The organism is Spirochaetaceae bacterium (genome assembly GCA_009784515.1).
GTDB lineage: Bacteria > Spirochaetota > Spirochaetia > WRBN01 > WRBN01 > WRBN01.
In genome coordinates, this window is sequence record WRBN01000054.1 from 1 (window position 1) to 12,834 (window position 12,834).

Here is a 12,834-nt window from a genome sequence, read left to right on the forward strand (position 1 = left end):
CGTTAATAGTGCTGATAGTTCGGGGGCCGGGTAACAAGCCGGATTCACGGTCTACCGTCGCATTAATTATACCGCTTGGCCGCTCAAATTCACGCCGCGGCAACCCTTCGTGAATACGGCGCATATAACGCATAAAGATATGCGCCGAGCTGGACGAAGCCTCGTTGCCTTGCCCAAGCGTTTGTCCGCCGCGGTCAAAACCCAGCCAAACGGCGGTGGTATAGTAAGGGGTGTAACCAATAGCCCACGCATCGCTCCAGTTTTGGCTGGTACCGGTTTTACCGGAGATAGGCTGATTAAAAGTCGGTAACCCCTGCGAATTAGAGCCGCCCGGTGCGGTATGCACAAAAGACCAATAAAAAGTACCGTACCTAACCGAATCTTCCATAATGTTAGTCATAATAAAGGCAGCTTGCGGGCTTAAAATTTGTCCTTCTTCGCCGCGCATACGCGCTAAACGGCGCGGGTCGTTCTCTACATCTAAAACAAGGCGGCCGTTGCGGTCGTAAATTTGCCTAATGGCAATCGGCATCGTTTCACGCCCGTTGTTAGCCATAACGGCAAAAGCACGCACCATATTAAGCGGGGTGGTGCCGATAATTCCTAAACCCAGCGACCACACACGAGGGAAAGTGCGGGCTACCTCCGCCGGGTCGGTAATACCCATTAAGCGGCTGGTACGGGCAATAGCGGCATCAAAACCTACATCTTCCAGCACGGCAATAGCCGGTATATTTAACGATAAAGCCAAAGCTTCTCTTAACCGCACACCCTGATTACTGTAAGAGCCGGCGCCGCCATAGTTGGTAGGGGCATAAATGGTACCGTCTTCGTTGGTCCAAAAGCGGGCAAAGTTATGAAGGTTACTGGCGGCCGTTAGCCTGCCGCTGGCAATAGCTTCGGCAAAATAAAAAGGCTTAATAGCCGAACCCGGCATAATACGCGCATTTACGGCGCGGTTAAGCTGGTTTAACCTATCAAATCCCCTGCCGCCGATAATAGAAACAATATAACCGTTAGATTGATTAAGAGTGATTAAAGCGGCCTGTATTTGGCTGCTGGCATCGCTGGCAAAGTGGTTACGCCAAGCTATTTGGGTAGCGTTGTTGGCAAAACTAAGGCCAAACATAGCCGTTACCATATCTAAAGTAGGGTTGACATTGGCATTAAAGTACTCTACCGCCCGCCGTTGCAGCTGGCCGCCCTCCAGCTGAAGGGCCGGTATATTAAAGTTTAAAGCTAAAAGCTCGATGATAGGCAAATACATATCAAAAGCTACTTGTTGCTGTGTGCCGGCGCCGGCGCGTAACCTATCGCTGGCAATTTGCAGGCCGCGCTCTATCTCTTCTTCGGCTATCCGCTGGAAGCGCGAATTTAAAGTGGTATAAACATGGTAACCATCGCGGTAAATATTAAGCCTGCCCGGCAAAATAGCGTGCAGTTCGCCGCGGATATACTCCGAAAAATAAGGGGCTCTGTCTTCGCGTTCAAAAAAGGCTGTACCCCTGCTGTTACGCGACCAATCATAGTTAGCCCAATAACTATCGTAATATTGAAAAGCCTGTTCTTCATCAACAAAACCATTATTCACCATCATTCTAATTACTCTGCCCTGCGTTTCGCGCGCAAAAGGCGGCCGCCTAATGGGTGAATAAAGCCCGGAGGGGTTAGCCAACTGAATAACAATCATGGCGCTTTCGGCCGCGTTAGTGTTTTCTAGGCCATGCCCAAAAAAGAAACGGCTGGCTGCCTGTGCTCCATAAGTGTTATGGCCAAAAGGCATCATATTTAAGTAAGTTTCTAATATTTCGTGCTTGCTGCGGTGCTTTTCTAGTTGCCAAGCCCACCATAGTTCACGCACTTTACGCCATAAAGTGTTGTCTGTAGCACGGTTAGCGTATAAATGGCCGGCCAGCTGCTGGGTAATGGTAGAGCCGCCCGAGATAAATCTTAAGCGGGTTTGAACAGCCATAACGACGGCCCTTGTGGTACCGCGTATGCTAAAGCCGTTATGGTCGAAAAAGCCGCGATCTTCCCGGCTAATTAAAGCCTGCACCGTGATACGCGGTATATCGTTAAAATCGAGTAATTCGCGGCGTTCATCGCCAAAAAACTCGGTAATAAGCTCGCCGTCAAGGTCGTAAATACTGGTTGGCAAAGCAAGGGTTACGCCGCCAATGTTATTTTCGCGCGCTAGGGCATCATCTACCACAAAAATTGTGCCTATAATAACGCCCAGCATAATCGCCAAAGCTAAAATAAACACAGCTGTGATACCGGCTAAAATGGGGTTGTTTAAAGCTAGCTTTTCTTTAATAAATTGCATAACTGTAATATAGCATAACATATTATTTTATACAAGGTAGCTAACAACTTTTATAAGCCATTAGCTTACTTATTTAACTAAGTTGTAACTTAAAATTATGGTAAGCAAATAGCTAATTAGCTACCGCCGGGCTAAGCCGCATTTTATTATTGTTAGCCTTTCTATCCCGCTGTAGCGCCTAGCTAGCTCTAAATAATTTAAATAGCGGCAGGTTTATAAGTTATATCAAAAAGGGTGGTATTTAAAGCTTTTTCTACCCTTTCAATAAGCTTAAGGGTGGCATTACTTTTAGCCGTATCTTCTAGCCGTTGGTAAGCCGACTGGTTAATCTTTAAACGTTTTGCCATCTCGGCTTGGGTAATATTTAAAGCCTCTCGCTGCCAGCGCAAATTAAGGGCAAAGGCAACACTTTTTTTTACTTTTATTAAATAGGTATTAGGGGCATAGGTAAAAGTTAATGGTTGCTTAAAAGCCACCTTTAATGGATAACTAAGTACAAAATTTAAGGCATCTTCAGCATTAAGTAAAGCTTCCTCTAAATTATCGCCGCAAGTATAAATACCGGGTAAATCTTCAAACCACACATTAAAACCATCAGGTTCTTGGTTTATCGTTGCTTCGTAATACATTATATAATAAGTTCTTTTCGTGTCATTGCTACTCTTCTTTTATAATATCACTTAAAAGCAATATAGTAAAGCGCTCTTTACCTATTTTACCTTATTTAGCGTTGCCTTTTGTCTAGTCTCTGCGTATTTTTAGCTTACCGTTTTAAGTTTTGTTAATAAGAAAGGAGATATGATGAGCAAATTTACATTTTACACCCCTTGGGTGCAGCTGGATAATTATCGCGGCAAGTTTTTTAACGATAAATGGCCAACTATCCCGCAATTACTGGCCTTAAATGCCTACCGCTATGCCGATAAAATCGCCTTTAGTACCTTTGAAGACAATAAAAATTTACGTACCTACAGCTACTACCAAGTTAAATTATTGGTAGATAACATTGCCGGCTACTTTATAGAAAAAGGAATTAAAAAAGGCGATAACATTGTGCTAAGCGGCGCTAATAGCCTAGAGTGGGCGGCGGCTTTTATCGCCATTATGCAAGCCGGTGCCGTAGCTATCCCGCTGGACAACGGAATGAGCAGTGAAAAAGCCCTCGCCATAACTAAACGTGTTAAGGCCAAAATGCTTATTTGCGACCATAATAAGTTGGCCAAAGGTTTTGATAAAGCCGGCATACCCACCTACTCGCTTACGCAAGGCACGGCTAATTATGTGCTAAACCTAAAAAATCATAAAGCGCAAAATTTCCCTGTAGGAGCGATGGAAGATATAGCCGCTATTTTATTTACCAGCGGCACGACAGGTAACGAAAAAGGTGTTATTTTAACGCAACGCGCCTTAGTAGGTGATGCCTTTTTAGCCCAAAGCCTTATTAAAGTTTACCCCAGCGATATAGCTTATGTGCTTTTGCCTATGCACCATAGTTACTGCTTAACGGCCGTTTTTATTATTAGTTTAACGGCCGGTATGCAACTGCTTTTTACCGATAAAATTGCCATTAGCCACATTTTACACGATTTAAAAGCCGGTAAAGTTACCTGTTTGCTGGGTGTGCCCATGCTTTACAACAAAGTTATTAACGGTATTATGAGTAACATTAAAAAGAGCGGGCCGCTGGTAACGGCTTTAGTAAAAAGCCTGCTAACTTTTAGCGGCTTTATTAATAAAGTATTTAAGGTAAATATTGGCGGCCAACTCCCTATTTTAAAGGGGATATTAGGTAAAGCTAGCCTTTCTACCCTGCGTGTACTTATCAGCGGCGGCGGCCCGATTGCCGCCGAAACCCTTAGCACTTACCGCAACTTTGGCCTTAACATGACGCAAGGGTACGGCCTTACCGAAACCGGCCCCATCATCACCGTTAATCCGCCGCACGCCTATCGCTCCGGCTCCGTTGGTCGTGTGCTGCCCGAGACCGACATCGTCATCTTACAGCCAAACAACGAAGGCATTGGCGAAATTGCCGTAAAAGGGCCTATGCTCTTTGAGGGTTACTATAGCGATAATGACGCCACCGTCGCCGTCTTTACCGCCGATGGTTACTTTAAAACCGGCGATTTAGGCTGGAAAGATAAAGATAACTACATCTACATAACCGGCCGGGCCAAAAATATGATTGTGAGCGAAGGCGGCAAAAATGTTTATCCCGAAGAGGTAGAAGATGTCTTTCAATTAGACGGCGAATTTGAACAGTTGTTAGTACGCGGTTATGTGAGTGATGAAAAGTTAAAAACCGAAGCGATAGAGGCCGTTGTTTACCCTAATGCCGAGCTTTTTAAAGGCCAAAACTTGGATAATGTTAAAAAACGGGTGATAGAGCTGGTGAGGGCCGGTAATAAAAAATTACGCAGTTATCAGCAAATTAAACGTATTAGGTTGGTAAGTAAACCTTTAGCTATATCCAGCACCAATAAAATTAAACGCTTTACCACCGCCAGTGATGAAGGCGAAGTGATTTACGGCTAGGCAGGGGCTTGCTCTGCCTAGCTAATAATCTTTAATTAAATTTTAGCCCCTGTAAGCTTTAAATATAGTATTGGGTTATCCAATACTATAATTTTTAGCTCGTTAACGGCCCTAGTAACTATTTGGTAAAGCATACCGCCTAAACTATAGTAGCTATCACTCATTTGTAGTTTGCCGTTATCATCGTAGCTAAAGTTTTTATCCATAATAAAAACAACTTTATCAAATTCTTGCCCGATAACATCGTGAGCCTTACAGCCAGCCATCGCCGAAATTTTATCGATATTTTCGCTTTTATCTAAATAATTGGTATAAGTTATAGCTTGCCAACCTTTGTTACTGCATAAATACCTTATATAACCTTCGGCGTTCTCAAAATTATCAAAGTACTCTATGCTAACATTGTTACTCATCGGTTTAAAATAGTTACGGCCCTTATTAAACAAATGTTTTATAAATAAAACCATTTCTTTATTAGTTCTAATTTTATTAGTTAAAGTTTTTTTAATAACGGCCGGCTTAAGGTAATTTTGTTTTAAATATTCATAAATATCTTTATCTTCGCCCATTTGCAAAAATTGTTTTTTATCGTAACAAAAAAGAACAGCTACATTTAACTCGCCGGTTCGCTTTATAATTAGGTTAAGCTGTTCATCGTTAATTCTTTGGGCTTCATCAATAAAAACGGCCGTTGTATTTGGCGGTATACAATCATTTAAATTATTTTCATTTATCTTTACTATAGGTAAGATGTTATAGTTATGCTCCGCAATCAGCTTTAAATGGCCGGCATTAAGTTTACCGCAATGAAAGATAGCGGGAGATTTACCGGCGTTTAAAATTGTTTTAGCTATATCGTATAAAAGTAAAGTTTTACCGGTACCGGCATTAGCCGCAAGACAAAAATATTTAGGTTTATTTTGCTTAGTAGCTTGCATTATCTCATTTTTAATACTTTGCTGGGCATTATTTAAAAAATATTCGTCATTTAAAAAACGTTGTGTTTTACTAAAGGGTGAAATAAGGTAGTTAGCTGGCTTAAATAAATCATCTGGGTTAATATTATCATTAACCTGCTGCCTAGTAAGGTTATTAATAAGCTCTAAAAAATCGGTTTTAACGGCCTCTTTAGTCTCGGTATTATATTTATATAACGTATATTCATTCTCTAAATAGGTGTAAATAGCAACCTCTTTCGCTATTAATTTAAGGTAGTAATAATTTTTCTCCATTTGATTTTTTATTTTTTCCAGCTCCGCTTGTGATTTAAGCTCGATATTAATCACAAAGTCATCGCTAACCCTAAGCAAATCAAACTCTTTTCCTATTTGTTTTATCGAATAATTAACAAAATAGCCATCAAAAATATTAAAATTAAGGCCGTACTGCAACTGTATGATGGTATGGCAAAACCGGGCCAGCGTTTTAGCCTCGTGAATTTTTAAGGCTAACCGGTTTTTACTAACATTAATATCACTAACGGCCATAATACTTTGATAGGCAGATATAATATTGGTTGGTTTCAATTTAAGCTCACTTATTTTTATATATTATTACATATAACCAAAGATTTCAAGTAACGAATTTAAAATATTATTTTCGGCTTAACACCAAAATTTTTAAATTATTATTTATAACACAAATAAATAACCTTGCAATATCAATATATTTATACTATTTTATTAATAATTACAATTGATAATAATGCGCAATATTTAATATAAGAAAATAGCTTTTGTAAAAAATAAGTTTTTTACAAATAAAATACTTTACTACTTGCATAAATGAGTATTAAGTGTTATAATACTAACATGGACATTTATTTCAATGACATTATAAACTTAAGTGGTTCTATTTTAGAAAAAATAGATGATTGGTATAATAACGAAACTGGTAAAAATACACTTAAATATGGTAACGATAAAGAATTTACGACTTATAGTTTAAAGAAAGAATTAAGCCGCATTTTAGATAAAATAACTAGTTTTAAAGAAAGTGATACTTTATTCTCTGAAATAACAACACTACAAGAAAGAAGTGACTTAAAAACACGTTTAGATAATTTAAATAATAAATTAATATCTCACCAGTCGCAACGATTAATAGATGACTTAGAGTTGTTAGAAAGTCGGCTAGTAGATACATCAAACATACCTCAAATTCGACAACTAACACAACTGCAGTATCAGCTAACAGCACTAATCCAACAAGTTGGGGAAATTAGACAAATTCAAAAGAAGAAAATACAAATAGAGAAGATACAAGAATTGACTCAAATACAAAAAATCAATCCAATTAGTGATGAAATTACGCAACTCAACAGATTAATTGAACAAATCAATCAACAAATTAGGCCTATTAATTTGGTAATAGGTAATTTTTTTACTTTAGTATATGAATTAAAAACTTCAATTAGAAATATCTATATTGAATACGAGATAAGCTCAATAAAGCAAGAAAGCTGGATTAATACAAAAGAACAGGAAATTGAAGAGTTAATTAGTAAAATTAAAAATGAATATGCTACACAAATATCCAATGCTAATAAACAAGGCGATAATTTAATCCGCAATGCTGAAGAGACATTAAGAAAGCTAGTTGGGGATAGTAATGAAAAATATAATTCTTTCATTAATGAGAGTCAAAATAAAAATAAGACACTAATGCTAGAGGTTGAAGAAATATTAAAAGAAGCTAAGCTTGCCCGTGATGGAGCACATTTAAAAAACCTAGCTAATGCTTTTGAAAAAAAATATCAAAAAGCAAATAACATTATAAAAAGTTTTCTATGGCTATTTTTTGCGGCGTTGTTTGGTTTTATTACACTCTTTTTTGGTATGGGATTTATCCCAGATTTTGATATACCATTTTTTAAGTTAAATATAAGCGAAGCAACAAATGGATTAGCCTTTATTATAGGGCGAATAACCTCAACATCTATAGTATTCTCAACCGCTATATTTTGTGCTAGACAGTATACTAAGCAAAGAAATTTAGCAGAAGATTATGATTATAAATTAACAGTTACAAACTCATTAAGCGCTTTTTTTGATGAGCTTAAAGATGAAAATGGAAATAAAAACGCTGAACACCTTTCAGTTGCTTTAAGAGAAATTCATCGTTACCCACGTCCACTAAAGTCAAAAAATAAAGACGATGATGACTTAGCTAACACTGTTCATTTAATAAAAACTATTACTGAGGTATTAAAGGCAAATAAATAAATTTACCTTATTAATTAAAATATTTAATGCCTATCCTTAATTTTTAATCTCTATAATACCTCGTTAAAAACTCTGCTTTATAATTAGCAAAGCTTCCTTCTTTAATCGCTTGCCGGCACTCGGCAATAAAACGGTACATAAAAGTTAAATTATGCTCGGTAAGTAAAGTTAAAGCGTTAATCTCGCCGGCCTTAACCAAATGCCTAAGGTAAGAGCGGCTGTAACGCCGGCAAGCCGTGCAACTGCAACCTTCTTCGATGGGGTTATGGTCGCCTTTAAACCGTTCGCCTTTAAGGGCTAATAAACCATCTTTGGTCATTACACTACCGTTACGGGCTACGCGCGTAGGGTAAACGCAATCGAACATATCGATACCCAGCTCGATGGCCTCGAGGATATAATCGGGCGTGCCGATACCCATCACATATTTGGGTTTATCGTAAGGTAATAGCGGGGTCTGAAAAGCTAAAAAATCGGCAAATTGCGCCTTAGTTTCCCCCACGCTTAAGCCGCCAATAGCGTAGCCGGGTAAATCGAGCTCGGCTAGCTCGGCGGCGCTACGTTTGCGTAAATCTTTATAAAAATTTCCTTGGGCAATACCAAACAACGCTCCTTGATGGCCGGCTTCACGGCCCTTCAACCACTCGGTTTTACATCTTTTGGCCCAAGCGGTGGTTTTAATTAAGCCATCTAAAGCCTTTTTTTCGCCGGCATCGGGCGGAGTGCACACATCAAGCTGCATCATAATATCACTGCCAATAATTTGCTGCGCTTGAATGGCGAGCTCGGGGCTAAAAAAGTGATAGCTGCCGTCAAGATGGCTCCTAAACTTGACACCATCGGCAGTAAATTTACGGAAAGGGGCTAAACTAAAAAACTGAAAGCCGCCGCTGTCGGTTAAAAAATTGCCTTGCCAAGTGCTAAATTTATGCAAGCCGCCCTCAGCTTTTAGTTGCTCTAGGCCGGGCCGTAAATAAAGATGGTATGTGTTGCCTAAGATAAGTTTATAACCAATTTCTTCAATTTGCTCGTGGTTAATGGCTTTCATAGCCCCTACCGTGCCTACCGGCATAAAAACGGGCGTTTCTACCGGCCCATGCGGTAAATTAAGTTGGCCGGTACGGGCGGTGTTAGTGGTGGCAGTTATCGTTAATAAATTCATAGTAAGTTACTATAACATAACTTACCACTATATTCAATTATTAATAGCATTTATAACAACTGCTCCTTTATTGTATTATAACAGTAAGCAAAACTTAACAAATTTTTTTTACTACAATTCTAGCAAAAGTTATTGACAAACTTTTTAAGAACTGTTAAAGTAACAAAGTAATTGCGTGGGTAGCTCAGCTGGTAGAGCTCAACCTTGCCAAGGTTGATGTCGCGGGTTCGAATCCCGTCCCACGCTCTTAAACTCAAATTAATCTGTTAAACCCTTACTGTGTTAAGACAAGTGGCTCAAAATATTTTGGAGAGCTGGGAACATACTCTTCAATGCTTTATGGGATATTCTCTCCCGATATAAATCTTAAATAATTAAGATTTATATATATGATTTATTAAATTTTATATCTTCAGCAACACATACAAAAAGTTAAATTGCATATATAAAAATTTAATTAATCAATAAATTAGCGGTAATTATCTTTTATTAAAGAAAACCCTTGACCATAACTACAAAAATATTTACAATACACATTAATGAAAAGATTAATAACCAGCGCTTTACCTTATGTAAATAATGTACCTCATTTAGGTAATCTTATACAAGTACTATCGGGTGATGTTTTTGCCCGTTTTTGCCGTGCTAAGGGTTACCAAACTTTATATATTTGCGGTACCGATGAATACGGCACTGCCACCGAAACTAAAGCCCTGCAAGAAGGCCTTAGCCCTAAAGAGTTGTGTGATAAGTTTCATAAAATTCATAAAGAAATTTACGACTGGTTTAATATAGAGTTTGATGAATTTGGCCGCACCAGCGACAGTGAACAAACCGTTATAGTACAACAAATTTTTAACGAATTAGACAAAAATGGTTTTATTAAAGAGCATATTAGCGAACAGTTTTTTTGTGATAAATGCCAACGTTTTTTGGCCGACCGTCATGTAAAGGGTGGCTGCCCAAAATGCGGCTCGGCTAACGGACGCGGCGACCAATGTCAGGATTGCGGGGCAATGCTCGACCCAATCGACCTTATCAATCCTAAATGCAATACCTGTAGCTCTCTCCCGCATTTTAAAAGCACTAAACATTTATATATCGATTTACCTGCTATTGCTCCGCAGCTAAAAAGCTGGCTGGATAAAGCTAGTGTTGAAGGCAAGTGGAGTGATAATGCTATTACTACCGCTCGAGGTTGGTTAAAAGATGGCCTTAAGGAACGCAGTATTACCCGCGATTTAAAATGGGGCATACCGGTACCCAAAGCCGGTTTTGAAGATAAAGTTTTTTATGTGTGGTTTGATGCCCCCATCGGTTATATATCTATAACTAAACATAAATTGGGCGATAGCTATAAAGATTGGTGGCTTAACCCCGATACTACAAAGCTTTATCAGTTTATCGGGAAAGATAATATCCCTTTTCATACTATTATTTTTCCTTCTACTTTAATTGGCAGCGGTCAAAATTTTACTAAACTTTATAAAATGTCGGCCAGCGAATATTTAAATTACGAAGATAAAAAGTTTAGCAAAACTGATGGTATTGGTATTTTTGGTGATGATTGCCAAGCTACAGGTATTCCTGCCGATGTATGGCGTTTTTATGTTTATTATAACCGCCCCGAAAGCCACGATACTATCTTTACTTGGCAAGATTTTAAAGAAAAAGTTAATAGCGAACTTATTGGTAACTTTAGTAATTTAGTTAATCGTACTTTAGCTTTTATTAACAAATACTATAATAATGAAGTGCCGCCAGGGCAACTTGATGAAGAGCTTTGGGCCGAAGTTAATAAGCAGCAGCAGCTTTTTATGCAGCAAATGGAAAATTGCGAAATTAAGCACGCCCTACATAATTTATTGCATATTAGTGATATTGGCAATAAAACTTTTCAGAAAGGCGAGCCGTGGCACTTAATTAAAAACGAACCGGCTAAAGCTGCCCAGCTTATTTTTAACTTAACTTACTTGGTGCGTAACCTTGCCTTATTAATGGACATATTTATACCAACCACTGCCAAGAAAATTTTAACTATGCTTAATAGCGAGGCCACTTGGGATAATTTAGATAATTTTACTAACCTTAAAACCATTAATAAAGCCGAAATACTATTTAAAGTATTAGATGATGAAGAGATAGCTGGTTTTAAAACGCAATTTGATGGCCGGCAAGACACTAAAAATATTAAACAGGATAAAAAAATGACAGAAACACCGGCAAAGAAACCAATTAATCAAAATGTAGAGCGAAATTTTGCCAATACGATTAACTTAGTAGCCGCTAAAATTGTTAAAGTAGAAAAACCGGCCGATGCTGAAAATTTATATATTTTACAACTTAATTTAGGCGATGAATTAGGCCAAAGGCAAATTGTCTCTTCTATTGTGGCTTTTTATAAGGAAGATGAATTGCTGGATAAAACTATTGTCATCGTAGAAAACTTAAAAAAGGCCAAATTTAGAGGTATCCCCAGCGAAGGTATGCTCCTAGCTGCCGGTAATAAAGAAGCCACTCCCGAAGAGTGCGAAGTTATTTTTACCGAAGCTCCGGCCGGCAGCCGCTTTTTACCCGAAGGTATAGAAGCTGAGGTTGCCAAAAGAAATATCTCTGTCGACAGGTTTTTTGGCTTTCCTTTAACTACCCTAAACGGTGCGGTAAGTTATAATGGTAAAAACTTAGTAACCGCCGCTGGAGTTAAATTAGCAGCCAATAAATATACCAATAGTCCGGTAGGGTAAATGATAATTTATTACGGTAGCAGGGGTTTAAGTATGGGCTCCTGCTAAAACAACCGCCAGCTTAATTTACGCTCTTTTACTAAAAAGATGTAGGCCCCTACATCAAAAACAAAACTAAGCTCACCATAATACAGCAAATGAGTGCTGGCTGTTCGCTCAAAGGCAAAACGGGCCTGCACACTAAGCATATCTAATAAAGTAAGGCCGACAAAAGGGGCTACCGCTTGCCTTGTTTCCTGCCTGTTGTGATGAAAAGTGTAATAATCTACTACCAACCCTAACTGAATTAAGCCCCAAAAAGTTTGCCTAATTTCGCCTCTTATCCCATAAATAAGCGGCTCGCGGGCTATTAATAAAGCTGCATTAATGGTGGTAGGAAAATAAATATCGTTATCCCACATTAAGCTAAAACCAATATGGTTGGCATTAACAAAGATAGGTGCATCTAGGGCTGTACCTAAACTAAAACCGTAGTTTAACCGCACAAAAGAAAGTTTGTGCTCCGTCTCGGCCATAGCCGCTAAAGGCAAGCTGAATATTAATAGTAAAATAACCTTACGCATAACTTTATTGTAGCATAATTTTGACTAAAAATAAAGGCTTAATTACCTAAAAGCATAAAGAAGTGTAACGGCAAAGCTAAGCTCAAAACGGTGCGGCAAAGTTTTATCGGTTAAACTAAATCTTATATTACTTATCCTTAGCGGCGACCTCTTTCTCTTTAACGGCTTTTTTAACGTTATTTAAAGTTCGTTTAATTTCCTTAATATCGTAAGCCTCTAAAATATCACCGTCTTTAATATTTTCGTAACCTTCTAAAGTAATACCGCACTCAAAGCCCTC

General features: G+C 38.6%; 8 protein-coding genes and 1 tRNA gene. 4 read left to right on the forward strand and 5 right to left on the reverse strand.

From position 1 onward, the window contains the following. Positions 1–2,326, reverse strand: a 2,326-nt coding sequence (locus tag FWE37_06665) for a transglycosylase domain-containing protein (GenBank protein MCL2520664.1), incomplete at its 3' end; no start/stop codon positions are given. A gap of 197 nt (positions 2,327–2,523) precedes the next feature. Beyond that, a complete protein-coding gene (locus FWE37_06670) occupies positions 2,524–2,955 on the reverse strand; it encodes a helix-turn-helix domain-containing protein (GenBank protein MCL2520665.1) in 432 nt (143 codons plus the stop codon). 172 nt (positions 2,956–3,127) lie between these two features. On the opposite strand from FWE37_06670, the gene FWE37_06675 reads away from it, so the two are divergent. Next, positions 3,128–4,861 (forward strand): AMP-binding protein, encoded by a 1,734-nt coding sequence (locus FWE37_06675; GenBank protein MCL2520666.1) that lies wholly within the window; start codon positions 3,128–3,130, stop codon positions 4,859–4,861. Between the two features lie 35 nt (positions 4,862–4,896). Here FWE37_06675 and FWE37_06680 read toward each other — a convergent pair whose 3' ends face one another. Next, the gene (locus FWE37_06680; GenBank protein ID MCL2520667.1) at positions 4,897–6,348 is read right to left on the reverse strand and encodes a DUF2075 domain-containing protein; all 1,452 of its coding nucleotides are present in this window, start codon (positions 6,346–6,348) and stop codon (positions 4,897–4,899) included. A gap of 324 nt (positions 6,349–6,672) precedes the next feature. Here FWE37_06680 and FWE37_06685 point away from each other — a divergent pair, with 324 nt between their 5' ends. Continuing rightward, positions 6,673–8,085 (forward strand): hypothetical protein, encoded by a 1,413-nt coding sequence (locus FWE37_06685; GenBank protein ID MCL2520668.1) that lies wholly within the window; start codon positions 6,673–6,675, stop codon positions 8,083–8,085. Between the two features lie 43 nt (positions 8,086–8,128). Here FWE37_06685 and tgt read toward each other — a convergent pair whose 3' ends face one another. Next, entirely contained in the window at positions 8,129–9,247 is a 1,119-nt protein-coding gene (gene tgt, locus FWE37_06690; GenBank protein MCL2520669.1) for a tRNA guanosine(34) transglycosylase Tgt, read from the reverse strand. Positions 9,248–9,420: 173 nt separating this feature from the next. Between tgt and FWE37_06695 the strand changes: the two genes are divergently transcribed. Then, positions 9,421–9,493 (forward strand) — tRNA-Gly (locus FWE37_06695). Positions 9,494–9,786: 293 nt separating this feature from the next. Further along, complete coding sequence (gene metG / locus FWE37_06700; GenBank protein ID MCL2520670.1) at positions 9,787–11,991, forward strand: methionine--tRNA ligase; 2,205 nt, start codon at positions 9,787–9,789, stop codon at positions 11,989–11,991. 44 nt (positions 11,992–12,035) lie between these two features. On the opposite strand, the gene FWE37_06705 is transcribed toward metG, so the two are convergent. Beyond that, positions 12,036–12,554 (reverse strand): hypothetical protein, encoded by a 519-nt coding sequence (locus FWE37_06705; GenBank protein MCL2520671.1) that lies wholly within the window; start codon positions 12,552–12,554, stop codon positions 12,036–12,038. Between the last annotated feature and the right edge of the window lie 280 nt (positions 12,555–12,834).